We start from the raw sequence: 25,602 nt of genomic DNA on the forward strand, positions 1-25,602 counted from the left end.
TCGAGGCTCGCCTCCGGCGAGCACCTCTCAGGGTGACGGTCCGAGGTGATCGATTCGGAACCGCCCTAGACCGCGGCCGCGCCGTGGTCGAAGTCCTTCAGGCGGCGGAACAGCGGCGTGTCGTATTCGGGCGGCACCGGCTTCGACCCGGTGATCCAGGCGTAGAGGTCGAGGTCGGGCGCCGCGCACCAGCCCTCGAACTCGGTCACCTCGTCCTCGGTGAGGTCGGCGATCACGGCGTCGGCGAAGCGCCCGGTGAGAAGATCGAGTTCGCGGGTGCCGCGCCGCCACGCCCGGAACAACAGCCGCCGCCGCCGCTCCGACAGCCCCGCGCTCGATCGTGTGGTTCCGGTCATGGCAGCCTCCCGGCGCCCGGGGCGCCCGCCTGGTCAAAACGCCGAAAGCCCGGACGAGGCCGGGCGCGGGAGTGATATAGCGGCCCGGGGCGCCCCTGTCAGCGCCCCGGGCGGCAGATCAAACCGGCAAAACCGGCGTCTTCCCCGGTCGCACGACCCGAGCGACGAACGCCTCCACCCGTGGCCGGATCACGGCCCGGTGGGTAAACAGGCAGATGTGTTCGCCGCCCGCGATCGCGAGCAGTTCGGCGTCCGGAACCCGGGCAGCCAGCCCTTCGGCATGGGAGAGCTCGACGATCCGGTCCGCCGTTCCATGCACGGCGAGCACCGGCACGGCGATCTCTTCCAGGGGCCAGCCCTCGCTGGCGCGGAACCTCGCCGTGTCGTTGTCGGTACCCGGGATGCGGGCAGCGAGCCGGATTCCCACGCTCGCCTGTAGGGCGAGCCAGAGCGCCGTGGACTCGCTGTCGGCGAGGAGCCGCGACCGGGCTGCCGGGTCGGCTACCGAGCGGGCGAGCGCGCGCTCCGGCTTCCTTATGGCTCGCCGACCGACAGCCGCGGCAAGCGCCGGAACGCGGACGACGAGCCGCATCAGGTGATATTGCCAGGGCAGCCGCACCTCGAGCCGGGCCGCGCAGGCCGAGATCATCACCAGCCCGCGGCAGCGGTCGCGGTGGCGCAGTGCGAACTGCAGGGCCGAAGGCCCGCCGCCCGACACCGCCATGACGACGGCATCCCGCAGGCCGAGCCGGTCGAGCAGGTCGGCGTAGGAATCCGCCTGCGCCTCGGGCGAAGCCCCGGTGGCGAGCGGCGTGCCGAGATAACCGGGCCGCGACGGCGCCAGGATGCAGTGCGCGTCCAGGCGTGGCTCGCCGAGCGCCGCCGCGGCGAGCAGCAGGCCCTGGTCGAAGCCGCCGGCGCCGCCGTGCAAGCACAGCACGGCTGGAGCATCCGGACGCGGCGGAGCGCCGTCGAGGGCGCATTCGAGCGGCCCACCGCGGGTGGCGAACAGATGTGGTTCGGGCATGCGGGCGCGGATCGCCGCCGCCCGCGCAAACGGAAACGGTGTCATGATGTCTCTTATGGCGATCGAATCATCTATGGATGGACCGTGGGCCGCGGCGCAGCGCGCCCCCCCCGGTCCGGATCAGCACAACGCCCCGCGAGATGCCGGATCAGCGCGCGTGCCTCGGGCGGCGGGGGCTGCTCGACGCGGCGGTATTCGCGGCCGTCCGGGGTGCGGGCGAGAAGGCCGAGATCGACCAGCGCGCGGCGCAGCAGCACGTGGTCGCCGAAGCGGTGCGCGGCCTTCAGGGCCTCGTTGACGGCCGGCTCCGACAGCACCTGCCGGGCCGGCAGCCGCGACCACATCACCCACAGGCACGCGACCCGGTCCCTATGCTTGCCGGGCCAGCGGGTCAGGCCGCCCGCCGCATCGAAGTAGCGGGCGACGCGCTCGACCTTGACGAAGTCCACCGGCGGCTCGGCCGGCACCGGCGGAGCCGGGGTCTCCAACCGCTCGCGCGCCTCGGCCTGGGCGCGGAAGTGCTGGAAGTTCCGGCATCCGGCGGCGCGCGCCAGCATGTTCAGCATGGTCACATGGCCGGGCGGCTCGCCGCCGTTCGCGGCGAGCGCGCGGGACAGCTCGCCCTCGAGCGCGCGGGCGAGCGCGGACATGTCGTCCGCGATGTACGGAAAGATCTGACGGGACATCACCTGATCCTCGCCGTGCCGGGCGTTTGGCCCGATCCTGACGGACCGTCGTGGTCGCCGGCTTCGACGTGGCACGGGACAGGGTGTCGCGAGACTCTGCTTCGCGAACCAGGGTGTCGACCGTGGCGAGACAAGTTGGCAGGTTTAGCTCCCCTTGCGGGGCGGCGACGCCTGGGTGAACTGCCGACCGAGGTGCGATATACGGCAGCGATCCACGCCGTGCAAGCCTTCGCACGGCCGCCGCCGGACGAGACCGTGAGACCCACCGCCCTCAATCCCCTGTTCGCCCCGGTGACCACCCTGTCGGGGATCGGGCCGAAGTTCGAGCGGCTGTACGGCCGGCTGCTCGACCGTGACGAGCCGCGGGTGCTCGACCTCGTCTTTCATCTGCCGACCGGCGTGGTCGACCGGCGGGCGCGGCCGCTGCTGCGCGACGTCACGCCCGGCCAGATCGCGACCGTGCTGGTGACGGTCGACCGCCACCGGCCGCCGGCGCCGGGCCGATCGCGGGCGCCCTACCTGATCTATGCGAGCGACGGCACCGGCGACCTGATCATCACCTATTTCAAGGCGCGGCCGGAGATGATGGAGAAGCTCCTGCCGGTCGGCGAGACCCGGTGGGTGTCGGGCACGATCGCGACCTATGACGGGATGCTGCAGATGGTCCATCCCGAGCGCGTGGCGACCGAGCAGGACGTCGCCAAGATGCCGGCCGTCGAGCCGGTCTACCCGCTCACCGAGGGCCTGTCGCCGTGGGGCGTGCGGCGCGCCGTCGACGCGGCGCTCGCCAAGGTGCCGGTGCTGCCCGAATGGCAGGACGCGGCCTTCCTCACCGCGCGAAACTTCCCGGCCTTCGCCGACGCGCTGCGCACCGTCCACCGCCCGTCGTCCCCCGAAGACGCCTCGCCCGAAAGGCCGGCGTGGTCGCGCCTCGCCTATGACGAGCTTCTGGCCGGTCAGCTCGCCCTGATGATGATGCGGGCCCGGATGAAGAAGGCCGCGGGCCGCTCGACCACGGGCGACGGCCGGATTCGCGAAAAACTGCGCGCCGCCCTACCCTGGACGCTCACCGCGTCGCAGGCGAAGGCCGTCGAGGACATCGCGGTGGATCTCGAAAAGCCCGAGCGCATGCTGCGGCTGCTGCAGGGCGACGTCGGCTCCGGCAAGACCGTGGTGGCGCTGTTCGCCTGCGCGGCCGCCGTCGAGGCCGGCAGCCAGGCCGCCCTGATGGCGCCGACCGAGATTCTGGCCCGGCAGCATCTGAAGACCATCGCACCGCTCGCCGAGAAGGCCGGCCTGCGCGTCGCCATCCTGACCGGCCGCGAGCGCGGCCGCGAGCGCACCGAGACGCTCCAAAAGCTCGCCGACGGCGAGATCGACATTCTGGTCGGCACGCACGCGATCTTTCAGGACGAGGTGGCGTTCAGGGATCTCGCCCTCGCCGTGGTCGACGAGCAGCACCGCTTCGGCGTCCACCAACGCCTGGCGCTGGCCCAGAAGGGCCGCGCCGTCGACGTGCTGGTGATGACCGCGACGCCGATCCCGCGAACACTCGTGTTGACGTATTTTGGGGACATGGACGTCTCGGAACTGCGGGAAAAGCCCGCCGGGCGAAAGCCGATCGACACCCGCACCGTGGCGCTCGACCGCATCGACGACGTGGTCGCGGCGGTCGGCCGCGCTATCAAGGAGGGGCGGCAGGTCTACTGGGTCTGCCCGCTGGTGGAGGAGTCCGAGACGATCGATCTCGCCGCGGCGCAGGACCGTTTTCGCGATCTCTCCGGCGTGTTCGGCGACGGCGTGGTCGGCCTCGTGCACGGCAAGATGCGCGGCCCCGAGAAGGACGCCGCGATGGCGCGGTTCGCCGCCGCCGAGACGATGCTGCTGGTCGCCACCACGGTGATCGAGGTCGGCGTCGACGTGCCGCGCGCGAGCGTCATGGTGATCGAGCATGCGGAGCGTTTCGGCCTCGCCCAGCTCCATCAGCTCCGCGGCCGCATCGGCCGCGGATCGGAGAAGTCGACCTGCCTGCTCCTCTACAAGGCGCCGCTCGGCGAGGCCGCGAAGGCGCGGCTCGCCACCATGCGCGACACCGAGGACGGCTTCCGCATCGCCGAGGAGGATCTGAAACTGCGCGGCGAGGGCGACGTGCTCGGCACACGGCAGAGCGGCCTGCCGGGCTTCCGAGTCGCCCGCATCGAGGTGCACGGCGAGCTCCTGCAGGCGGCGCGCGACGACGCCAAGCTGATCATGGAGCGCGACGGCGGCCTCGAGGGCGAGCGCGGTGCGGCGCTGCGCACCCTCCTCTACCTCTTCGGCCGTGACGAGGCGATGCGGCTGATCCGGGCCGGATGAGGCGGGATCACGGGCTTGTGCACACACCGTTGCGACCTTTTCGCAGGTTCCCGGGGACGAAGCACCGCACCCTCACCATAATGCGCGCCGCCTCGGTCCGAGGCAGCGGGCGACGCGCGGTCGTCCGTTTTCACCAGGAGCCTGTGCCCCATGATCGGACGTTTCTCCGTCGAACGTTTCTCCCCCGGACGTTTCTCGCGCGGATGTCTCGCGCGCGGACGTCTCTCGCCCGCGATGCTCGCCGCCGCCCTCGTGATCGGCCTCGCGGCGCCGGCCGCGGCCGAAAAGTTCGATCTCTCGACGCTCTCCTGCAAGCAGTTCCTGTCGAGCAGCAAGGACGACATCACCATCACGCTGGCTTGGCTCGACGCCTATTACCGCGACGAGGACGATCCGCCGATCATCGACACCGAGCGGCTCGAGGCGAATACCAAGAAGCTCGCCCAGTACTGCAGCGAGAACCCGAATGTCGGCGTGATCACGGCGGCCGACAAGCTGTTCGATTGATCGTCACAACGTCCGTCCTCCCGGGGCGCGGACCGATAGGTCCGCGAGCCCGGGATCCTGCCCCGGTGTCGGTCGCTCACGAAAGACAGGCCGTATGAGTCCCGGGCTCGCGCCTTCGGCGCGCCCCGGGACGACCAAGGCGACAGGATCGCGGCCCGCCCCGCCTCGCATCCTTAACAAGTCGTGACCGACCCGGCCCGGCTTTCGCGGGCCGCGTCAACGCGCCCTTGGCGGGTCGCGTGGCCCACTCGGCGGACGTCGATCCGCCGCCACGAGGGCCCGCGTGAGCACCATCGCCACCATCGCGCTGTCCGGCATGACCGCCGCGGTCCGCCGCGTCGAGGTGTCGGCCAGCAATGTCGCGAACGTCCGCTCGACCGGCGCGCTGCCCGGCCCCACCGGCACCGTGCCGGCCGGCCAGCCGCGCGCCTACACGCCGCTGCGGGTGAACCAGACGGCGGCCGCGGCGGGTGGCACGCAGACGACCGTCACAACCACGGGCGAGCCCCCGGTCCCGACGCCGGACCCGCAGGCGCCGTTCGCCGATCAAAACGGCATGGTGGCGGCGCCCGCCGTCGACCTCACGCGCGAGATGGTCGAGCAGGTGATCGCCAGCTACACGTTCACGGCCAATGCGCGGGTGGCGAAGGCGGGCGACCAGATGACCAAGACGCTGCTCGACGCGACGGCGTGAGCGGAGCCGGGTGGCTTCACTCAAAACCGGTTATCGCACCAGCACGGCCCGATAGCGCTCGTGGACCACGGCGACCGGCGTGCCGTCCGGCAGGTCGAGCGCGGCGCGGTGCTCGAAGACGTGCACGGCCGCCGCGTGCGGCCCGGCGTTCCGGGTGGCCGCTTCGATCACCTCGGGCGGCGCGACGCTGACGTGGAAGGTGCGGCGCCGCGCCTTCAGGGCGGAGACCGCCTCGCCGAACGGCGTGTCGCCGCGCAGGCGCTCGCGCATCGCCGCGGTCAGGCGGTCGGCGAAGTACCAGTTCACGGCATCGACCAGGATGACGGGGCCGAGCCGGATGTCGACTCGCCGGAGCGTCGTCCCGCGGGCGTCGCCGCCGAGCGCCGCGAGGCTGTCGGGATCGAGCACGGCGGGCGCCGGCTGGTCGTGCCGTCGCACCGTGATGTGGCCGGAGCCGAGACCGCGCACGCGGCACCAGTCCTCCAGGGCTCTCGTGGCGAGCTGGGTGAGCAGCAGGCGGCTGCTCAGCGCCTCGGCGGCCGGGACACCCCGCAACGAAGCAGGCTGCAGCTCTTCCGGCTGCAGCGCATCGGGCACCATCACGTCCACCATACGCGAAACGCCCGCCCTCTGTTCAACCGGCCGTGGCCGCGGCCTTCCGGGCCGCCTCGCCGTCGCGCCCGTCACCCTCGCGCCCGTCACCGTCCCGGCCTTCGCCGGCGTGCTCTGCCGCGGCCGCCTTGCCGGCCGCCTCGGCGGCCTGGAGGGTCTGCGCTGCCGCGGCGAGCGCCGCGATCTTCTTCTGGCCGTCGCCGTTGGGCTGGATCATGCCGGCCGACATCACCAGCTTGGCGGCCGCCTCGACCGTCATGTCGAGCTCGATGATCCGGCTCTTCGGCACGTAGAAGAAGAAGCCCGTCGTCGGGTTCGGCGTGCACGGCATGAAGCAGGAGACGTGCTCCTCGGCCGGCAGCCGATCCGCGACCTGCTGGCCGGGCGAGGCGGACAGGAACACCAGCGACCACATGCCGGGCGACGGAAACTCGATCAGCGCCACCTTGCGGAAGCTCGACCCGGTCTCCGAGAACAGCGTCTCGAACACCTGCTTGAGGCCCTTGTAGAGCGAGCGCACCAGGGGCATGCGATCGAGCAGCCGCTCGCCGAACTCGACCAGCGTGCGGCCGACCAGGTTGGCCGTGAAGAAGCCCAGCATGGTGAGCGCCAGGAAGGCGATGATCAGGCCGGTCCCGGGGATGCGCCAGGGCAGATAGGTCTCGGGCCGGTACTGGACCGGGATGAAGGGCTGCACCAGCGCGTCGACCCAGGTGACGAAGGACCATGTGAGCCACAGCGTGATGGCGACCGGTCCGGCGACGACCAGGCCGGTGAGGAAGTAGTTGCGCAGCCGCGCGCCGCCCCCGAGCGAGGGCGCCGGGTGCACGAGCGGCTTGTCGGTCGATTTGGACGCCCCGGACTGCGACGCCCCGATGTGCGGGTCCGCGGGCGGCTTCGGCGTGTCGGTCACGGTCGTCGGCCCTGTCTTCGCGGTCGGCCGCGCGGCGCGGTGCGCGCGACCCGGAGATCGTCGTCGAATCTATTCGACCGTGACCGATTTGGCGAGGTTTCGCGGCTGGTCGACGTCGGTGCCCATGATGACGGCCGCATGGTAGGCGAGCATCTGCACGGGCACGGCATACACCATCGGTGTGACGGAGGCCGGCATGTGCGGCAGCACCAGCGTGGCGAGCGATTCGACCGCCGCCTCGGCGACGCCCTGCGGATCGGTGAGCAGGATGATCTTGCCGCCGCGGGCGGCGACCTCCTGCATGTTCGACACGGTCTTCTCGAAGACGCGGTCGTGCGGGGCGATGACGATCACCGGGATCGTCTCGTCGATCAGCGCGATCGGCCCGTGCTTGAGCTCGCCGGCCGCATAGCCCTCGGCGTGGATGTAGGAGATCTCCTTGAGCTTCAGCGCGCCTTCCAGCGCCAGCGGGAAGCTGGTGCCGCGGCCGAGATAGAGCACGTCGCGGCTCTTGGCGATGTCACGGGCGAGCTTCTCGACCTCCGGCTCGAGCGCCAGCGCCGCCGTCATATGGCGCGGCACCTCGATCAGGGCGCGCACCAGGCGGCGCTCGTCGTCCTCGGACAGATTGCCGCGGGCGCGGCCCGCCGCGATGGCGAGGCAGGCCAGCACGACGAGCTGGCAGGTGAACGCCTTGGTCGAGGCGACGCCGATCTCCGGGCCGGCGAGCGTCGGCATCACGACGTCGCTCTCGCGCGCGATCGTCGAGGTCGGGACGTTGACGACCGAGACGACGTGCTGGCCGTTCGCCTTGGCGTGGCGCAGCGTCGCCAGCGTGTCGGCGGTCTCGCCCGACTGGGAAACGAAGACCGAGAGGTTGCCGGGCGTGAACGGGGCGTCGCCGTAGCGCAGCTCGGAGGCGATCTCGACCTCGACCGGCAGGCGTGCGAACCGCTCGAACCAATATTTGCCGGTCAGGCCGGCGTAATAGGCGGTGCCGCAGGCCGCGATCGTCACGCGCTGCACGGTCCGGATGTCGAACGGCAGGTCGGGCAACACCACCCGCTCGGCGGCGAAGTCGACATAGTGGGCCAGCGTGTGGCCGACCACCTCGGGCTGCTCGTGGATCTCCTTCGCCATGAAGTGGCGGTAGTTGCCCTTGTCGACCAGGAAGGCCGACGCCGGCGACTTCATCGTCACCCGATTCACCGGGGCGCCGGTCTCGTCGTAGACCTGCAGGCCGCCGCGCTTCAGCACCACCCAGTCGCCGTCCTCCAGATAGCTGATGGTCGACGTGAAGGGGGCGAGCGCGATGGCGTCGGAGCCGAGATACATCTCGCCGTCGCCATGGCCGACCGCGAGCGGCGAGCCGCGCCGCGCGCCGATCAGCAGATCCTCCTCGCCCTCGAACAGGAAGCCGAGCGCGAAGGCGCCGCGCAGCCGCGGTAGCGCCGCCTTGACGGCGGCGACCGGCGACAGCCCGGTCCCCATCAGGTGGTCGACAAGGTGCGCCACCACCTCGGTGTCGGTCTCGGTGACGAAGCTCGCCCCGTTGCCCTGGAGTTCGTGGCGCAGCTCGTTGAAGTTCTCGATGATGCCGTTGTGGACGACGGCGACGCGCTTGCCGGCATGCGGATGCGCGTTGGTCTCGTTCGGCCGGCCGTGGGTCGCCCAGCGGGTGTGGCCGATGCCGATGGTGCCGGCGAGCGGCTCGCGCTCCAGCCGGTGCTCCAGGTTCTTCAGCTTCCCTTCGGCCCGGCGGCGCGTCAGGTGGCCGTGCTCCAGGGTGGCGACGCCGGCCGAATCGTAGCCGCGATACTCGAGCCGCTTGAGCGCGTCGACCATCCGCGGCGCGACCGCCTCGCGGCCCAGAATTCCGATGATTCCACACATGGACCGTGCCCCTTTCAGCGGCAGGAGAACCGGGTGGAGCGGCGCGCGGCCGGCCCCCTGGCAGGATCTGAGGATCGGCGACCCGCGCCCGATCCCGGGAGCATCGCGCCGCATCGGCCACCGCGATCTACGGCGGCCCGTTCAACCACTTCGCCATCATCACCCGCGGTGCCACCGCGAACCCTTGCTGCTCGTAGAAGGCGACCACCCCGGTATTCGTCTCCCGCACCAGCAGATGGACCTTCTGGACACCGCGACGGCGCAGCCACTCCTCGGCCGCCGCCACCACGGCACGGCCGACCCCTGCACCGCGCGAGCCGGGGTCGACCGCGACATACCAGAGCCACCCGCGATGGCCGTCGTGCCCGACCATGACGCTGGCGACGACCCGGTCGTCCGGCCGGCCACTACCGACCGTTCCGACCAAAATGTCCGAAGCGCTGCCGGCGCGGGCGAAGCGAAAGTCGGTGGCGGGATCGTTGTAGCTCACCACCAGTCCGCAGGCACGCCAGAGGGCGACGACGGCGTCCTCGTCCTCGGCGGTGGCGGACCGGATGGTCGGCGTCATGGCGTTCTCGCGCGTGGCCCCCCGGCCGGATCCGGGGACGTTCGCCTCCGGCACCCCGATCACGGCTTTTTCTTGGCGGTCATGACGGCCCGAAAGCGCGCCGCCCAGCCCTCCTTGACGGTCTGCTTGCCGCGGGCGACCGCGAGGCCGTCGGCCGGGACGTCGGCCGTGATCACCGAACCGGAGCCCACATAGGCGCCGTCGCCGATCGTCACGGGCGCAACCAGCGAGGAGTTCGAGCCGATGAAGGCGCCGGCGCCGATGTCGGTCTTGTGCTTGAGCACCCCGTCGTAGTTGCACGTGATGGTGCCGGCGCCGATGTTCGCCTTCGCGCCGATGCGGGCGTCGCCGATATAGGTGAGGTGGTTCGCCTTGGCGCCCGCCTCGACGGTCGCGGCCTTGATCTCGACGAAGTTGCCGACGTGGACGTCGCGCTCCAGCACGGCGCCGGGACGCAGCCGTGCATACGGGCCGACGATGGCGCCCGGCCCGACCGTCGCCCCCTCCAGATGCGAGAAGGCGCGGATGACGGCGCCCTCCTGCACGTTCACGCCGGGGCCGAACACCACATAGGGTTCGATCGTCGCGTCGCGCGCGACCTTGGTGTCGAAGGACAGATGCACGGTCTCGGGCGCCACCATGGTGACGCCGGCGTCGAGCAGCGCCGACCGCAGCCGCTCTTGCAGCACGGCGCCGACCTCGGCGAGCTGCGCCTGCGTGTTGACGCCCAGCACCTCGCTGTCGTCGGCCGCCTCGGTGACGACGGCACGCAACCCCGTCTCACGGGCAAGCTCGACCACGTCGGTCAGATAGAACTCGCCCTTGGCGTTGTCGGCGTCGATGCGATCGAGCAGCGCCAGCGCATGCGCCCCCGAGATCCCCATCAGGCCGGCATTGCACAGCCGGATCGCCTTCTCGTCCGCGTCGGCGTCCTTCTCCTCGCGGATGGCGACGAGGTCGTCGCCCTGCGTGACCAGGCGGCCGTAGCCGGTCGGATCGGCGGGCCGGAAGCCCAGCACCGACACGGCGGCGCCGGCGGCGAGCGGGGCGCGCAGCGCCGCGAGCGTCTCGGGGCGGATCAGCGGCGTGTCGGCGAAGGCGACCAGGATGTCGTCGGCGCCCGCCTCGAGGGCGGCGCGGGCGGCCAGCACGGCGTGCGCGGTGCCGCGGCGCTCGGCCTGGACGAACACGGCCGCGTCCGGCACCTGCGCCGAGACGGCGGCCGTGACGGCATCGGCGTTCGGTCCGACGACGACGGCGACCCGGCTGCCGGTCGCCTGCACGGCGGCGAGCACGTGGCCGACCAGCGGCCGGCCGGCGATCGCGTGCAGCACCTTCGGGCGCGACGAGCGCATGCGCGTACCCTCGCCCGCGGCGAGAACAACGGTCAGGCAGGATCGCGCCGCCATGAGAACCCCTCGTTGCATCCGGGCCTCGGCCCTGAAGACTGCGCCCTCATAGCCTGCCGAAAGCCCCCCGAAAAGTCGGAACCGATGCCCCGCGGACACGGCGGGGGCCGCCGAATTCTGGTAGGTTTTCGTCAGTCGATTCGTAGTTTTAAGGCGACATGACAGACGTGGCCCGGCAATCCCTCCTGGACGACGGCGACGAGGGTGGCGGCATCGGATCGCTGCTGCGGATCGTCGTGTGGGGCCTCACCGCATCGGGCGCTCTCGCGGTCGCGGTGCTGGCGGCACAATCGCAGATCGGCGACCGGCGCGTCGCTGCCGTGACGACGCCGGCGGCGATCGCCGTGCAGGGCGAGGCGGTTCGCGAGGCCGCCAACCAGGCCGTGCTCCGCGCCTTCGAGGCGGAGCGCGAGGCGAAGCGGCTCGCCGAGACGGTGCGGGCGCTCGAGGCGGACCGCGACAAGCTCGCCGGTCGGCTCGCCAAGCTCGAAGGACACATCGAGGATCTGACCGGCTCGGTCGCGACGATCCAGGCGGCCAAGCGCGGCCCCGTCGGGTCCGATCTCGGCGACCTCATGGCGGTCCCGCCGAGTGCCGCGGCGGGCACGTTCCGGCCGCCGCACCCGACCCCGACCGCCGCCACGGATCCGCGGACGCTGCCGCCGATCGAACCGTCGGAGCCGGCGACCACCGCGACCGCCACCACCAGCGTCCCGCCGGCCGTCGCGAGTGCGTCCGAGGAGCCGGCCGCCCCGGCGGGGGGCACCTCGGTCGCCGGAACCGTGGCCGGGATGGCGCCGAGCGAGATCCCGCTGCCGCGGCCGAACCCGAACGCCCAGACGCTCGCGACCCAGGCCGTCGCCGCCCAGACGGGGGCGCCGCGCAACGAGCCGACTTCGGCGCCCGTCCCGGCCGCCGCGGAGGCCGGCAAGCGCTTCGCCATCGAGATCGGCGGCCCGAACAGCATCGACAGCCTGCGCGGCCTGTGGGCGAAGGTGCGCGACAGCCAGGCCGGCGAGTTCCTGACCGAGGTGAAGCCGGCGATCGCGCTGCGCGACGGCGGCAAGCCCGGTCTCGTCGAGATGCGGCTCGTCGCCGGGCCGGTGGCGAGCCAGCTCGCCGCCGCGCGGCTGTGCGCCTCGGTCGCCATCGCCGGTGTCGCCTGCCGGGCGACGAGCTACGACGGCCAGATGCTCGCGCTGCCCTGAACCGCCTCGCGCGCCGCGCAGCGGCTTTTCGGCGCGCTTGCGCCGATGCGGCGATCGGGGTTCTCTGCGGCCGACGACAACGGACACGACGACCGCCTGCGCCGACGACGGCGCGAGTGGCTTTCGCCGAGAAGGCCCCCATGCGACCCCGTTTCCTGCCCTCCTGCCGCGCCACCAACGGGCTGATCACGGTCGGCTTCCTGGCGCTCGGCACCGCCCTGTGGATTCGCTACCTGGTGATCGAGAACACGTCGGTCGGGCTCGCCTGCGACGCCGGCACGTACCACCAGACCGGGGTCTGCACGGTGCGGCTGGTGGCGTCGCGGCTGTTCAATGTCGGGGTGTTCGGCTGGGTGGCGCTCGGCGCCGCGCTGATCAACCTGATCCGCCCGTCGGTGTTCATGCTCGCGATCGGGCTCGCCGCGAGCGCGCTCGGCGTCGTGCTCTACAATGCCGGCCTCGCCGGCACCGGCGCCGCGATCCTGGCCCTCAGCCTCGCCCGCCCCGCACGCGAAGAAGCGTGACGGCGAGGAGGACGAAGACGACGGCGAGCCACACGGCCTGCCAGTTCGCGACCGTCTCGTTGAGCACGACGAACCCGGCCGACAGCACCAGCGTGAGGGCCATCACGGTCTCGGCCGGCCCGCGCCCGCCCGCCGTCTCGGCCACCGTCCCGGCCGCGCCGGCGGGCCTCACCGCCATCAGCAGGAACGGCAGCGTCGCCGCGGTGAGGGCCGTGAACGGAAAGTCGCGGTAGCGCGGATCGAAGACGAGCCCGAGCGCCGTCTGCACGGCGAGCACCGCCGTCAGCACGAGTAGCCAGGCCCCCGCGGTGGCGAGCGCGTCGCCGGTGCGGTCGGCCCGGCCGCCGAGCGCCAGCACGAGGCCGGGCGGCCGCGCGCCGCGGACCAACAGCCCGGCGCCGACGATCGGGGCTGCGAGCGCGGCGACGGCGAATCCGGCGCCGCGGACCCACCCGCCCCAGCCCAGGCTCTCGACCATGATCTTCTCGGCCGTCCAGCCGGCCAGCGCGCCGCCGACGACGGCATCGACCGTCACGGCGCCCCACACGGCGGCCGCGATTCCAGCCCTCCCCGGCCCGGCGACCAGGACGGCGGCGCCGAACACGGCCAGCACCACGGCGATGCCGAGCCCGGCCTGCTTCATCCAGTCGGGGTGGTCGGACACCGGCTCGCCGACCAGGAACTTGGGCGTCCGGTCGCCGGCCGTGAGAATGCCCCAGTGGCCGCCGACCGTGCCTTCGAGGATGCGCTTCCAGGGCTGGTCGAAGGCTTCGATGACGTTGACCCGGAAGCCGCCCCGCGCGGCGCGGGCCAGCACGTCCTGCACCACCAGCGCCTCGTTGGAGAGCGACGGCAGCGCGCCCTCGCGCATCCGCCCGGCGCTCGGCCAACCGACCTCGCCGACCAGGATCTGCCGCCCCGGGAAGACCTCCGCGACCTTGCGCACGATCGCTTCGACATGCGCGCCCGATTCTGCGGCCGTGATCGGGATGTCCTCCCAGTACGGCAGGATGTGGATGGTGATGAAGTCGACCACCGAGGCGAGGTCGCGGTTGCGCAGCCAGAACTCCCAGACGTCCGCATAGGTGACCGGCACCGGCACGGCCGCCTTCACCTCGCGGATGACTCCGCCGAGATCGGCGGCGGACAGCTCGCCGCGCAGCAGCACCTCGTTGCCGACCACCACGCCGATGATCACCTGCGGGAATTTCTTCGCCAGCCCGATCGTCCCGGCGATCTCGGCGCGGTTCAGCTCGCGGTGGCTCGACAGCCACAGCCCTTGCAGCACCTTCAGGCCGTGCTTCTCGGCGATCGCCGGCACCTGGTCGAGACCGTTGCGGATCGAGTAGGTGCGGATGCAGCGGGTCAGCGGCGCGAGCCGGGCCAGATCCTCCTCGATCTGCCAGGGCTCGACCTTGAGCGTCAGATCGAGCGGGTTCTGGGCGCCGCGGAACGGCGCATAGGAGATGCATTCGAGCTTGCGGTCGGCCGGTGGCGCGCCGGTGGCGACCGACCCGATCGGGACGGGTCGGCCGAGCCACCACCAGAACCCCGCCACGAGCGCGACGGCGACGACCAGAAGGCTGAGCGGGAGACGCATGGAGGCTTCCGTGGGAGAGACGGCAGGTGCCTACCGTGCCGCCGGCGCCGCGCCAAGAGGGCTCTCCGCAGCGGGCACGCGAGGGGCTTGCGGAGCGGCGTCGAACGGACGATCAGATCCGCCGCCGAAGGGCCTGTCCCGCCCCGGACGAGGACGATCGGGATTGCGGCGCGGACAAGTGGACAAGACGATCCGTCCGTCGCAAGATTGACATTGTCGCCATGCCGTAATGCCGCTCCGGTCCACGATGGTTCTCGCCGTCCTGGACGAACTCGCCCAGGCCCACAGCACATCATGCCTCTTTCCGGTTCGCGCGTCGCTGCCGCCGCCGTCGCTGCAGCATTCCTCTCGTGTGCCGCCCTCCTTTCGCCGGTCGCCGCCCAGGCGCCGGAGCAGAAGCCGCCGGAGCAGAAGCCGCCGGAGCCGACGGCGCCGCAGCCGGCGCCGCAGCCGCCCCAGCAGCAACAGCCGCCGGCCGATCCGGCCCGCACTGAGCGCAAGACGCGGGCGGATCAGACCGTCGAGGCCGGGCGTGCCCTGCAGGGTCCGGCCGCCGCCGCCGAATGCGTCTGGCTCGGCGAGCGGGTGGTGAGCCTCCTGTGGCGCGACGACCTCGACACCGCCTTCCGGCATCTCGAACTCTACGATCGTTTCGGCTGCCCGGGCGGGCACGTTCAGACGACGTTCAGGTGCGTCGTGCGACAGGGCAATATCGACCCCAAGGCCACCGAAACCCTGAACGCGCGTGTCCACGCTTGCTGGCTCAATCCGGAGAACGCCCCGGCGGCTCCCGCCGCGGCTGCGGCGGCTCCGGCTCCCCCGCAAGGAACGAACCCGCGTTGATGCCGTTTACGAGGCTGTAAGGTTGCACTGCATGGCGGTCGGGTCGCCCTGAATTCGCCATGTCCAAAGTCTACTTGAAGAAGGCCGCGCGGTATCCATATGGTGCAGCGCAAGGCCTTTCCCGGTCGAGCCTAGGGGACAGGCTCGAGACCGATCACCTCCGCCCCATTCGGTAGAGAAGAGACCATGCGCTCCGTCGCTGCGGTGGTCGCGCTCGTGGTGTGCTTGCACGCGGGCGCGTGGGCCATCTGGCAAAGCCAGAGCTCGGCCCCCAACGTCTCCGGACCGTTGACCAGCGTGTCCTACTCGCCCTTCGAGGGGCATCCGGAAGAGGGCAACCGTCCCACCACCGAGCAGATCCGAAACGATCTGAAGGTGCTGTCCCCCTACACCCGGGCGATCCGAACCTATTCGGCCACCGGCGGCGCCGAGCTGGTTCCGCCGGTCGCCGCCGAATTCGGCCTGAAGGTCGCGGTCGGCGCCTGGCTCGACGGCGACACCAAGCGCAACGAGCGCGAGATCAAGTCGGTCGTCGACCTCTACCGCAAGAACCGCAACATCAACGCCATCGTGGTCGGCAACGAGGCGATCTACCGCGCCGACTTCAAGAAGAAGACCGAGTCGGTCGACGGCGCCACGGTGACGCGCGAGCTCTCCGAGAAGGAGCAGGTCGGCGAGCTGATCCGCTACATCCAGCAGGTCAAGCGCGAGGTCGGCGGCAACGTCCCGGTCACCACCGGTGAAATCTACTCGACCTGGCTGAACCATCCCGAGCTCGCCTCGGCCGTCGACTTCATCGCCGTCCACATCCTGCCCTACTGGGAAGGCTTCTCGGCCGGCGAGACCGTCGACCTCGCGATCAACAACTACTTCAAGCTGCGCGAGGCCTTCCCGGGAAAGCGCATCGTCATCGCCGAGTTCGGCTGGCCGAGCGCCGGCTACAATCGCCGCGCCGCCGAGCCGGGCCGCGAGATCCAGGCGTCGCTGCTGCGCGATTTCGTCGCACGGGCCGAGGCGCTGGGCATCGACTACAACATCATCGAAGCGTTCGACCAGCCGTGGAAGACCTTCGAAGGCTCGGTCGGTGCCTATTGGGGCCTGTTCGACGCCGCCCGCCAGCCCAAGTTCGCCTGGACCGGCCCGGTCTACGACCCGGCCTTCGTGACCCTCGCGGTCGTCGCCGTGGTGGCGAGCCTCGTGGTGTCGCTGCCGATCCTGTTCATGACCGGCGCCACCCTGCTGCAGGCCCTCACGCTCGCCGTCTTCGCCAACATCGTCGGCGCCTGGACCGGGGTCGTCTGGGACTATTGGAGCGGCCACTACTTCGTCATGGGCCAGGCGATCGCGCTCGGCATCGGCGTGCTCCTGATGATTCCGCTGGTGATCATCGCCATGTGGAAGATCGACGAGATCGCCCAGGTGCTGTTCGGCCGCGGCCCGCAGCGGCTGGTCCGGGCCGGCGCCAACGCGCCGGAGGGCTTCGCCCCGAAGGTGTCGATCCACGTCCCGGCCTATTACGAGCAGCCCGAGATGCTGAAGGCGACGCTCGATTCGGTGGCGCGGCTCGACTACCCGAACTTCGAATGCGTGGTGGCGATCAACAACACCACGGATCCGGCCTACACGGACCCGATCGAGGCGCACTGCCGCCTGCTCGGCGACCGCTTCAAGTTCCTCAATCTGCAGAACGTGAAGGGCTTCAAGGCGGGCGCGCTGCGCATCGCCATGCAGCACACGGCGCCGGACGCCGAGATCATCGGCCTGATCGACGCCGACTACACGGTCACGCCCGACTGGCTGAAGGACCTGGTGCCGGCCTTCGCCGACCCGCAGGTCGGCCTGGTGCAGGCCCCGCAGGACCATCGCGACGGCGAGAAGTCGCCGCTGCACCAGATCATGAACGGCGAGTATGCCGGCTTCTTCGACATCGGCATGGTCCAGCGCAACGAGGTCGACGCCATCGTCACGCACGGGACGATGTGCCTGATCCGCCGCGCCGCCATGGACGACGCCGGCGGCTGGTCGTCCGACACGATCTGCGAGGACACCGATCTCGGCCTCACCATCTACGAGCAGGGCTGGCGCGCCCTCTACACCAACCGCCGCTACGGCCACGGCCTGCTGCCCGACACGTTCGAGGCGTTCAAGAAGCAGCGCCACCGCTGGGCCTATGGCGGCTTCCAGATCGCCAAGAAGCACTGGCGCCGCTTCCTGCCCGGCATGAGCAACCTGACCGCGGCGCAGCGCCGCGAGTTCCTGCTCGGCTGGATGAACTGGATGGGCGCGGAGAGCCTCGGCGTCGTCGTCGCGATGCTGAACCTGCTGTGGGTGCCGGTCGTCGCCTTCGTCGGCATCGCCATCCCCGACAAGGTGCTGACCATTCCGATCCTGGCCGCCTCGGTGGTCTCGATCCTGCACTTCACGACCCTCTACCGGTCGCGGGTGAAGATCGGCCCGCTGCAGGCGACCGGCGCCATGCTGGCCGCCATGGCCATGCAGTGGACGGTCGCCAAAGCGGTCGGCACCGGCCTGATCAAGGACCACCTGCCCTTCGTGGTCACGGCCAAGGGCGGCAAGGCCAAGAAGCGGGTGTCGTTCCCGGCCTTCGACGAGGCGGTGTTCGGCGCGCTCCTGCTGATCGGCGCCGTCATCGTCTGGGTGACCAACCACGAGAGCGTCCGCGAGGTGAACCTGTTCGCGATCGTCCTCGTGGTGCAGAGCCTGCCGTTCCTGTCGGCCGTGGCGCTCGCCGGGCTCGAGGGCTCGCCGCTCAACGACTACGCCGTCTGGCGCAACCTGCAAGCCCGCACGGCCGAGCTGCTCGGCCTCGCCCCGCCGCAGCCGGCGACGGGGCGCCGCGCCGAGCCGGCCATCACGTCCGACAAGGCGGCCGAGCCGGCCCAGTGAGGCGCCGCTCCACGGCGGTGACGTGACATACTAAAGGCCCGGCTCGCGCCGGGCCTTTTTTGTCGGGTCGCCTTCGGTCTCACCGCAGCCTCGTTTCCCGGACGCGCTGACGCGCGAATCGCGGAGGATGCAGCGCCTTCGTTTCACCTCTCCCCAGCGGGGAGAGGTCGGGGCTCGCGCGACAGCGCGAGCTCCGGGTGAGGGCGTGCCGACCTCTCGATGAAACGACCGGCGTCGGCACCCCCCTCACCCCAGCCCTCTCCCCGCAGGGGAGCGGGAGTCGCGCCGCGCTCGCCGCGTTGTCCGAGAACCTTGCATCAGCCCCCGACCGCGGCAAACCCGTTCGTCGTAGCGGCGCGTCCGCCCTACCCCGGCAGCGCGGTCTCGACCAGGCGCACCCAGTACGAGGTGCCGTAGGGGATCACGTCGTCGTTGAAGTCGTAGGCGGGATTGTGCAGGCCGGCCGAGTCGCCGTTGCCGACGAACACGAAGGCGCCGGGGCGCTTCTGCAGCATGTAGGCGAAGTCCTCGGCGCCCATGAAGGGCGGAATCGTGGTGTCGACATTGTCGGCGCCCGTCACGTCGGCCGCGACGCCGGCGGCGAACTCCGCCTCGCGGGCGTGGTTGACCAGCACCGGGTAGCCGCGCCGGTACTCGAACTTCGCCTTGGCGCCATAGGCCTCCGCGGTCGCCGCGATCATCCTGGTGAGCCGCGCCTCCAGAAGGTCGCGCACCTCCGGCGCGAGGCTGCGCGCCGTGCCGAGCAGCTTCGCCGTCTGCGGGATGATGTTGTCGGTGGTGCCCGACTGGAACAGGCAGATCGACACCACGGCGTTCTTCAGCGGGTCGACGTTGCGCGACACGATCGACTGGATCTGGTTGACGATCTGGCACCCGACCAGGATCGTGTCGACGCCGAGATGCGGCCGCGCCGCATGCGCGCCCACCCCCTCGATGTCGATGTGCAGCGTGTCCTGCGCCGCCATGATCGGCCCGACCCGGGTGGCGAAGCGGCCGACCGGCTGGCCCGGCCAGTTGTGCATGCCGTAGACCTCGTCGATGCCGAAGCGCTCGAACAGGCCGTCCTCGATCATCGCCTTGGCGCCTGCCCCGCCCTCCTCGGCCGGCTGGAAGATCACCACGGCCGTGCCGGCGAAATTGCGGGTCTCGGCGAGATGGCGGGCGGCGCCGAGCAGCATCGCGGTGTGGCCGTCGTGGCCGCAGGCGTGCATCTTGCCGGGCGTCGTCGACTTGTAGGGACGGTCGCCGAGCTCGTCGAGCGGCAGCGCGTCCATGTCGGCCCGCATGGCGATCACCTTGCCGGGCGACTGGCTGCCTCCCTTGCCGCCCCGCTTGCCGCCCCGGATGACGCCGACCACGCCGGTGCGGCCGAGCCCGGTGACGACCTCGTCGCAGCCGAACGCCGTCAGCTTCTCGGCCACCACGGCCGAGGTGCGCGGCAGGTCGTACAGAAGCTCCGGATGGGCATGGAGATCCCGCCGCCAAGCCGTGATCTCGGCATGCAGGTCGGCGACACGGTTGACGATCGGCATCTGATCCTCGTTCGGCAAAGGCTTTGCCGCAGTATCGCGCGGGGCTCCGCGGAAGACCACACACGCCTCGGCGGTCCGGAGTCCCGCCCGGTGCATCGCCTGTCGCGTCACCTGCCTCGTCACCTGCCTCGTCACCGGCCGCATCGCCGGTCGGATCGTCCCGGCGCCGCCGCCGGATCCACACCGCGTCGTCATCGACTTGCCACGCCCGGGCCGGGTCTTTACACACGGGCGCACAGGAGCCCGTAGCTCAGTCGGTAGAGCACGTGACTTTTAATCATGGGGTCCCGGGTTCGAGTCCCGGCGGGCTCACCACCCATTGCCGATCATTCTCACGGCTCGGAACGACGCCTATGCCCGACCGCACCGCCGCCATCACCGACGAGGACGTCCGCAAGGTTGCCGCCGCCCTGCTGAAGACGGCGATCGAGACCGTGTCGGAGGAGGACGGCGGCGCCGCCAACAAGTGCAAGCTGTGCGGCGCCTCGGTCTCCTGGCAGCACCCGGTCGAGACGATCGTGCACGCGCCCGCGTGCCCCGTCGTGACGGCCCAGCGGATCGTCGCGACCGCCAAGGTGCAGATGCTGCGCCCCTGATGCGCCGCTGAGCGCCGACGACTCCAGACCTGACTCCATCACCTCCCGTCGCGGCGCAGTCCGGGCGCCGGCTCGGGTATTGGCGTACAGCACCGCTGCGACAATGCGCGCGGTTGTGCTGGCGGCTTCGTGAAACCGCGTGATCCCGCCCTCCGCCTAGCCTGATCGCGGGAATCGACCACCCGTACAAGCGGCCGCGACGAGCCGCCCGGTCGTGACCACGAACCGACGCCAGCGCGCAGACGCCAGCGCGCAGACGCCAAGGGAGGACAGCATGTCGACACTTCACGTCTTCGCCGGATCGGTCGAGCACCCGATCCGCCCCGCGATCCGGCGGATCGGGATGCGCGACCTCGGAGACGCGCTTCGCCGCGGCATCGACGACTTCCGCGCCATGCCGAGCCATGTGGTGTTCCTGAGCCTGCTCTACCCGATCGTCGGCCTGGTGCTGGCGCGGGCGAGCTTCGGCTGGGACGTGGTGCCGCTGCTGTTCCCGCTGGTCGCCGGCTTCGCCCTGGTGGGACCGTTCGTGGCGCTCGGGCTCTACGAGCTCAGCCGCCGTCGCGAGCAAGGTCTGAGCGCCGGCTGGCGCGACGCCTTCGGCGTGCTGAAGAACCCGTCGATCGATTCGATCGCGATGCTGGGCGGCCTCCTGATGCTGCTGTTCGTCGTCTGGCTCGCGGTCGCCGAGGGCCTCTACGAGAGCCTGTTCGGCTACGGGGCGCCGGAATCGCTATCCGGCTTCCTCGCCGACGTCTTCGGCACCGCGCACGGCCGCACCCTGCTGATCGTCGGGAATGCCGTCGGCTTCGTGTTCGCCCTCACCGTGCTGGTGATCAGCGTGGTGTCCTTCCCGATGCTCCTCGACCGCGACGTCGGCGCGGTCGGCGCGATGCACACCTCGGTGCGGGTCGTGGCCAAGAACCCGGTCGCCATGGCGACGTGGGGCCTGATCGTCGCGGTCGCGCTGGCGATCGGCTCGTTGCCGTTCTTCATCGGGCTCGCCGTGGTGCTGCCCGTGCTGGCGCACGCGACCTGGCACCTCTACCGCAAGGTCGTGGTCTGAGCTCGTCGACTCAAGGTCGTCGTCTGGGCGGCCGCGCCGGCGCGGCCGCCTCAGCGGTCCGCCGGCGCCTCGGCGTCGTCCAACCCGCAGCCCCGGAGTGCGCTGAGAATGCTCAGCGTCGTCGCGTTGGGGCAGTAGTTGCGCCAATCCTGCCAGGCCGGATCGGCGAACTCGTCGGCGAGGTCGCGGGCGCAGCGGCCCGGCACCGGGCAGGTCGCGCACAGACGGTGCAGCATTCCGAAAGCACGCGGCTCGCTGCAGTAGAGCTCGTCCGGATCGAGGCGAAGCGCCCGCATCCGACGGCACAGCAGCAGGTCGTCGATCACGACGCTGCCGGCGGTGCGGAAGCCGGCGTCGGCTCCGTCGTCGGCATCGTCGGTGTCGAAATAATCGGTGTCGAAATTGTCGGTGTCGAAATCGAGGGCGATGTCGTCGCGAGGGCGATCGTCGCGAGCGCGATCGTCGCGAACGCTGAGGCCGGCGTCGCCGCCCATCGCCTCTGCGGCCGCGGGGCCCGCGGGCGGCGCTTCGCGGAACTGCATGACCCGCGGCGGCCGATCGCGTCGCATGCGCAATATGGCGGCCAGATCAACCCAGGACCGTTGTGGTCGAGGCATGCGGCCCTCCTGACACGAGTCCCGCCCCATCACCAGAAAAAGTATACACGTTCGCTGTGCGGCAGCTAATTCATTCGCGGCATGCGACCACTCGCACCCGTTATACGTGGGCGCGCGGACTAACACGCGGGCGGAGGCGCCGACCCCGCCCGCAGCACGCCGTCACGCACTCTTCGGCTTGTCCGGCTTCGGCGCGTCCGGCTTCGGCAGCCGCGACGGCACCTTCACCCAGGCGTCGCCGTCGAGCACCACCTCGCCGGCCACCGTGCAGGTGCAGGCGAGCCGGGCGCGGCACTTCTCCGGCATCAGCTCGGCCACCTCGAGCTTGACGTGGACGGTGTCGCCGATCCGCACCGGCCCGCGGAAGTTCAGCGTCTGCGAGAAGTAGATGACGCCCGGCCCCGGCAGCCGCATGCCGAGCACGGCCGAGATCAGGCTCGCCGTGAACACGCCGTGGGCGATCCGCGACTTGAACATGGTCCCGGCGGCGTACTCGTCCGACAGGTGGATCGGGTTGTGGTCGCCGCTGACGTCGGCGAAGGCGCGGACCGCCGCGTCGGTGACGGTGCGCTCCAGGGTCTCGCTCATGCCGATGGCGAGATCCTCGAAGAACAGGCTGCGCGGCTCCAGAACAGTGTCGGCCATGGTGCGGTCTCGGTCCCGGTTAGGTGCGATGCATCAAGCCGAAGAGCACCATGGGATGTGCGCCGACACAAGCCGACACTGGCGGTCGCACGACGTCATCCCCTGCAACCCGAAATGCGAGCGGGCCGCCCGAAGGCGGCCCACCGTGTCGTGATGATCGGATCGAGCGGTGCGCTCGCTCAGCGCGGCGGCACGAGCCGGCCGGCGCCGGGCGGCGGCGGAGGCGGAGGCGGGCCGCGACGCCCGGGCGGGGGCGGCGGCGGGCCGTAGCGGCGCGGCGGCGGGCCGTAATAGCGCGGGCCGGGCGCCGCCCAGCCCTGCCAGCCGGCCGGCCCGCCCCAGCCGTAGCCGCGACGCCAGTTGAAGCCGCACCGGTACCAGCCCGGACCGCGCCAGCCGTTCGGATACCAGCAGTGCTGATAGCCGCCGTAGTAGTATTGGACCGTGTCGACCACGGCCGCCGCATCGGCGGCCGCGCCGAGACCCCCGGCAGCGCCGATCGGCGCCGCCTTCAGCGACGGACCCGCCACGATCGCGGCAGCCGCCGCCGCGAAGGCCAACAAGCGACGATTCATCCAAGTCCTCCAATGCGGTCGGACGCCATCGGCCGACCCGTTACGATGATTCTCGGCGAGGTCGCGAGGCGAGACTGGCGCGGTCGACGGCCCGGCGCAACCGGTCCACCGGACGGCCAGTTCGGCATCCGCGATCATGGGATCCGCGATCATGGGATCCGCGATCACGGAGTCCGCGGTTCGCGGAGCGCGTGACCGCGGCGTAGGTTCGCCCGACGATGCCGGTGATCATTCCTGTCCCCTGCCGCAACGATGCGGCAAATTCGCGTCCCCTGGATTGGTGGTTTCAATCGCGCCCGAGGTTCACGGCCTTGTGTGCGTCGCGCGCCCTGGACCACGCCCGAGCCCCGGGTTCGATGCCCATCCTACGAGCGTGCCCTGCGGCGCGCCTGTTTCCGCGCCAGCCGCGCACGGCCGCCCCGATCGACGGGTGATCAGTCGGCCGGCAGCACCGAACCGGCTCGCCACACCTGAACACGAAATGTGCAATTACTGCACGCCATTGCAGCAGATGTATAGCTGCATCGCAAAATCGGGCTCTTCTCGTCCGATTTCAGCAACTTATTTATGCAACAAAGACTTCGCGAGGGTCGAAACCCGCGCGATGGAATTCGGGGGTTATCATGTATCTCTTCTCCAAGCTCGTCCACCTCTTCCGAGTGTGGCGCAAGTACAACGACAGCCTGCGCGAGCTGAGCCGTCTCGGCGACCGCGAGCTGGCCGACATCGGCATCATGCGGGCCGACATCCAGCAGATCGCCTGGGACGCCGCCAAGGCCGAGTGAGCCACGGAGGGATCGGGCGACCGATCCGCCACGCCGTGCGGCGCCGAAAGGCGCCCGGCCGCCGACCGGCTCCGGATCGAGCCCGGCCTGCCGATCCCCTGCGACCGTGCCGTCCCGAAAAGTCGCCCGCCCTCACCGGCGGGCGCTTTTCTTTTCGGGCGCCCCTCCCCTATATCGACCGCACGGACCAAGCCGCGCGGCGCGACCCGGCGGAGGGACGGCGGCGGCCGGCGGCCGCGAGACGAGCGGATCCATGCAGCCTGTTCATGTCATCGGCGGCGGCCTCGCCGGCAGCGAGGCGGCCTGGCAGATCGCCTCCCGCGGCGTCCCCGTCGTGCTGCACGAGATGCGGCCCGGCCGCGCCACCGCGGCCCACAAGACCGACGGCCTGGCCGAGCTCGTCTGCTCCAACTCGTTCCGATCCGACGACGCCGCGACCAATGCGGTCGGCCTCCTGCATGCCGAGATGCGCCGCCTCGGCTCGCTGGTGATGCGCGCGGCCGACGCCAACCAGGTGCCGGCCGGCGGCGCGCTGGCGGTCGATCGCGACGCCTTCTCGGCCGCCGTGACGGCAGCGCTCGTGGCGCATCCGCTGATCGACATCCGCCGCGAGGAGATCGCCGACCTGCCGCCGGCCGACTGGGACAGCGTCGTGGTCGCCACCGGCCCGCTGACCTCGGAGCCGCTCGCCGCCGCGGTGCGCGACCTCACCGGCGCCGACGCGCTCGCCTTCTTCGACGCCATCGCGCCGATCGTGCACCGCGACTCGATCGACATGTCGGTCGCCTGGGCGCAGTCGCGCTACGACAAGGCCGGTCCCGGCGGGTCGGGCGCCGACTATCTCAACTGCCCGCTCGACCGCGACCAATACGAGGCCTTCGTGGCCGCGCTGCTCGCGGCCGAGACGGTCGCGTTCCGCGACTTCGAGGCGGCGACGCCCTATTTCGACGGCTGCCTGCCGGTCGAGGTGATGGCCGAGCGCGGCGCCGACACGCTGCGCTTCGGACCGATGAAGCCGGTCGGCCTGACCAACCCGCACAAGCCGGACCAGAAGCCGTTCGCCGTCGTCCAGCTCCGCCAGGACAACCGGCTCGGCACGTTGTTCAACATGGTGGGCTTCCAAACCAAAATGAAGCACGCCGAGCAAGTACGTGTTTTCAGGATGATTCCGGGCTTGGAGAACGCCGAGTTCGCGCGCCTCGGCGGCATCCACCGCAACACGTTCCTCGAGTCGCCGCGCCTGCTCGACGAGACGCTGCGGCTGAAGGCGATGCCCCGCCTGCGCTTCGCCGGCCAGATCACCGGCTGCGAAGGCTACGTCGAATCGGCCGCGGTCGGCCTGATGGCCGGGCTGTTCGCCGCCGCCGAGCGGCGCGGCGAGACGGTGTCGCCGCCGCCCCCCACCACGGCGCACGGCGCCCTGCTCGGCCACATCACGGGCGGCCACGTGGTGACGATCGACGCCGGGCCGCGCTCGTTTCAGCCCATGAACGTCAATTTCGGCCTGTTCCCGCCGCTCGAGCGTTCGGTCGTGAAGACGCCCGACGGCGGAAGGCTGCGCGGCACCGCCAAGACGGTCGCCCGCAAGCAGGCGCTCTCCGCCCGCGCCCTCGCCGACCTCGATTGTTGGCGCGACGCCTTGCCGGCCGCGGCCGCCGAGTAG

General features: G+C 71.0%; 24 protein-coding genes and 1 tRNA gene. 12 read left to right on the plus strand and 13 right to left on the minus strand.

Annotated elements, in window-relative coordinates:
- Window positions 1–65 precede the first annotated feature (65 nt).
- The 3 genes from ACFSOX_RS01360 to ACFSOX_RS01370 all read right to left on the minus strand — a co-directional run bounded on the left by ACFSOX_RS01360 (window position 66) and on the right by ACFSOX_RS01370 (window position 2,069).
- Window positions 66–356 (minus strand): FAD assembly factor SdhE, encoded by a 291-nt coding sequence (locus tag ACFSOX_RS01360; RefSeq protein ID WP_111359882.1) that lies wholly within the window; start codon window positions 354–356, stop codon window positions 66–68.
- Window positions 357–474: 118 nt separating this feature from the next.
- Window positions 475–1,428, minus strand: a complete 954-nt coding sequence (locus ACFSOX_RS01365; protein WP_378475993.1) for an alpha/beta fold hydrolase — start codon at window positions 1,426–1,428, stop codon at window positions 475–477.
- A 26-nt stretch (window positions 1,429–1,454) separates the two neighbouring features.
- Window positions 1,455–2,069 carry a DUF2087 domain-containing protein gene (locus tag ACFSOX_RS01370; protein WP_378475994.1) on the minus strand — a complete coding sequence of 205 codons (615 nt, stop codon included), beginning with the start codon at window positions 2,067–2,069 and terminating at the stop codon, window positions 1,455–1,457.
- Between the two features lie 255 nt (window positions 2,070–2,324).
- Here ACFSOX_RS01370 and recG point away from each other — a divergent pair, with 255 nt between their 5' ends.
- The 3 genes from recG to ACFSOX_RS01385 all read left to right on the plus strand — a co-directional run bounded on the left by recG (window position 2,325) and on the right by ACFSOX_RS01385 (window position 5,625).
- Window positions 2,325–4,424: an ATP-dependent DNA helicase RecG gene (gene recG / locus ACFSOX_RS01375; RefSeq protein ID WP_378475995.1), complete on the plus strand. Its 2,100-nt coding sequence runs from the start codon at window positions 2,325–2,327 to the stop codon at window positions 4,422–4,424.
- A 234-nt stretch (window positions 4,425–4,658) separates the two neighbouring features.
- A complete protein-coding gene (locus tag ACFSOX_RS01380; protein ID WP_378475996.1) occupies window positions 4,659–4,931 on the plus strand; it encodes an HdeA/HdeB family chaperone in 273 nt (90 codons plus the stop codon).
- 283 nt (window positions 4,932–5,214) lie between these two features.
- A complete protein-coding gene (locus ACFSOX_RS01385) occupies window positions 5,215–5,625 on the plus strand; it encodes a flagellar basal body rod protein FlgC (RefSeq protein WP_378475997.1) in 411 nt (136 codons plus the stop codon).
- A 30-nt stretch (window positions 5,626–5,655) separates the two neighbouring features.
- Here ACFSOX_RS01385 and ACFSOX_RS01390 read toward each other — a convergent pair whose 3' ends face one another.
- The 5 genes from ACFSOX_RS01390 to glmU form a co-directional block, all read right to left on the minus strand.
- Window positions 5,656–6,237, minus strand: a complete 582-nt coding sequence (locus ACFSOX_RS01390; RefSeq protein WP_378475998.1) for a hypothetical protein — start codon at window positions 6,235–6,237, stop codon at window positions 5,656–5,658.
- A gap of 22 nt (window positions 6,238–6,259) precedes the next feature.
- Complete coding sequence (locus ACFSOX_RS01395; RefSeq protein ID WP_378476097.1) at window positions 6,260–7,066, minus strand: DUF502 domain-containing protein; 807 nt, start codon at window positions 7,064–7,066, stop codon at window positions 6,260–6,262.
- Between the two features lie 153 nt (window positions 7,067–7,219).
- Window positions 7,220–9,043 carry a glutamine--fructose-6-phosphate transaminase (isomerizing) gene (gene glmS, locus ACFSOX_RS01400; protein WP_378475999.1) on the minus strand — a complete coding sequence of 608 codons (1,824 nt, stop codon included), beginning with the start codon at window positions 9,041–9,043 and terminating at the stop codon, window positions 7,220–7,222.
- Between the two features lie 127 nt (window positions 9,044–9,170).
- Window positions 9,171–9,611, minus strand: coding sequence for a GNAT family acetyltransferase (locus tag ACFSOX_RS01405; protein ID WP_378476000.1), 441 nt, complete (start codon window positions 9,609–9,611; stop codon window positions 9,171–9,173).
- Window positions 9,612–9,670: 59 nt separating this feature from the next.
- Entirely contained in the window at window positions 9,671–11,020 is a 1,350-nt protein-coding gene (gene glmU, locus ACFSOX_RS01410; RefSeq protein ID WP_378476001.1) for a bifunctional UDP-N-acetylglucosamine diphosphorylase/glucosamine-1-phosphate N-acetyltransferase GlmU, read from the minus strand.
- A 167-nt stretch (window positions 11,021–11,187) separates the two neighbouring features.
- On the opposite strand from glmU, the gene ACFSOX_RS01415 reads away from it, so the two are divergent.
- Entirely contained in the window at window positions 11,188–12,228 is a 1,041-nt protein-coding gene (locus tag ACFSOX_RS01415) for a hypothetical protein (protein WP_378476002.1), read from the plus strand.
- Between the two features lie 140 nt (window positions 12,229–12,368).
- The gene (locus ACFSOX_RS01420) at window positions 12,369–12,752 is read left to right on the plus strand and encodes a hypothetical protein (RefSeq protein WP_378476003.1); all 384 of its coding nucleotides are present in this window, start codon (window positions 12,369–12,371) and stop codon (window positions 12,750–12,752) included.
- Here ACFSOX_RS01420 and ACFSOX_RS01425 read toward each other — a convergent pair.
- Window positions 12,718–14,352: a glycoside hydrolase family 17 protein gene (locus tag ACFSOX_RS01425; RefSeq protein WP_378476004.1), complete on the minus strand. Its 1,635-nt coding sequence runs from the start codon at window positions 14,350–14,352 to the stop codon at window positions 12,718–12,720. The two genes, ACFSOX_RS01420 and ACFSOX_RS01425, sit on opposite strands and share 35 nt — an antisense overlap.
- Before the next feature lie 294 nt (window positions 14,353–14,646).
- On the opposite strand from ACFSOX_RS01425, the gene ACFSOX_RS01430 reads away from it, so the two are divergent.
- Complete coding sequence (locus ACFSOX_RS01430; protein ID WP_378476005.1) at window positions 14,647–15,195, plus strand: beta-1-3, beta-1-6-glucan biosynthesis protein; 549 nt, start codon at window positions 14,647–14,649, stop codon at window positions 15,193–15,195.
- Window positions 15,196–15,381: 186 nt separating this feature from the next.
- Window positions 15,382–18,102 carry a glycosyltransferase gene (locus ACFSOX_RS01435; protein WP_378476006.1) on the plus strand — a complete coding sequence of 907 codons (2,721 nt, stop codon included), beginning with the start codon at window positions 15,382–15,384 and terminating at the stop codon, window positions 18,100–18,102.
- 365 nt (window positions 18,103–18,467) lie between these two features.
- Here ACFSOX_RS01435 and ACFSOX_RS01440 read toward each other — a convergent pair whose 3' ends face one another.
- Entirely contained in the window at window positions 18,468–19,655 is a 1,188-nt protein-coding gene (locus ACFSOX_RS01440; protein ID WP_378476007.1) for a M20 aminoacylase family protein, read from the minus strand.
- A 239-nt stretch (window positions 19,656–19,894) separates the two neighbouring features.
- On the opposite strand from ACFSOX_RS01440, the gene ACFSOX_RS01445 reads away from it, so the two are divergent.
- The 3 genes from ACFSOX_RS01445 to ACFSOX_RS01455 all read left to right on the plus strand — a co-directional run bounded on the left by ACFSOX_RS01445 (window position 19,895) and on the right by ACFSOX_RS01455 (window position 21,317).
- Window positions 19,895–19,970, plus strand: a tRNA-Lys gene (locus ACFSOX_RS01445).
- Between the two features lie 38 nt (window positions 19,971–20,008).
- Window positions 20,009–20,251: a DUF3222 family protein gene (locus ACFSOX_RS01450; RefSeq protein ID WP_378476008.1), complete on the plus strand. Its 243-nt coding sequence runs from the start codon at window positions 20,009–20,011 to the stop codon at window positions 20,249–20,251.
- A gap of 274 nt (window positions 20,252–20,525) precedes the next feature.
- Window positions 20,526–21,317, plus strand: coding sequence for a DUF2189 domain-containing protein (locus ACFSOX_RS01455; RefSeq protein WP_378476009.1), 792 nt, complete (start codon window positions 20,526–20,528; stop codon window positions 21,315–21,317).
- A gap of 50 nt (window positions 21,318–21,367) precedes the next feature.
- Here ACFSOX_RS01455 and ACFSOX_RS01460 read toward each other — a convergent pair whose 3' ends face one another.
- The 3 genes from ACFSOX_RS01460 to ACFSOX_RS01470 form a co-directional block, all read right to left on the minus strand.
- The gene (locus ACFSOX_RS01460) at window positions 21,368–21,967 is read right to left on the minus strand and encodes a hypothetical protein (RefSeq protein WP_378476010.1); all 600 of its coding nucleotides are present in this window, start codon (window positions 21,965–21,967) and stop codon (window positions 21,368–21,370) included.
- Between the two features lie 129 nt (window positions 21,968–22,096).
- A complete protein-coding gene (locus tag ACFSOX_RS01465) occupies window positions 22,097–22,579 on the minus strand; it encodes a MaoC family dehydratase (RefSeq protein WP_378476011.1) in 483 nt (160 codons plus the stop codon).
- 179 nt (window positions 22,580–22,758) lie between these two features.
- Window positions 22,759–23,154, minus strand: coding sequence for a hypothetical protein (locus ACFSOX_RS01470; protein ID WP_378476012.1), 396 nt, complete (start codon window positions 23,152–23,154; stop codon window positions 22,759–22,761).
- 623 nt (window positions 23,155–23,777) lie between these two features.
- On the opposite strand from ACFSOX_RS01470, the gene ACFSOX_RS01475 reads away from it, so the two are divergent.
- On the plus strand, window positions 23,778–23,939 hold the full coding sequence (locus ACFSOX_RS01475; protein ID WP_378476013.1) for a DUF1127 domain-containing protein: 162 nt from the start codon (window positions 23,778–23,780) through the stop codon (window positions 23,937–23,939).
- A gap of 253 nt (window positions 23,940–24,192) precedes the next feature.
- Window positions 24,193–25,602, plus strand: a complete 1,410-nt coding sequence (gene trmFO / locus ACFSOX_RS01480) for a methylenetetrahydrofolate--tRNA-(uracil(54)-C(5))-methyltransferase (FADH(2)-oxidizing) TrmFO (RefSeq protein WP_378476014.1) — start codon at window positions 24,193–24,195, stop codon at window positions 25,600–25,602.

The sequence above is a fragment of the Rhodoplanes azumiensis genome (assembly GCF_042682915.1).
Classification (GTDB): Bacteria; Pseudomonadota; Alphaproteobacteria; order Rhizobiales; family Xanthobacteraceae; genus Rhodoplanes; species Rhodoplanes azumiensis.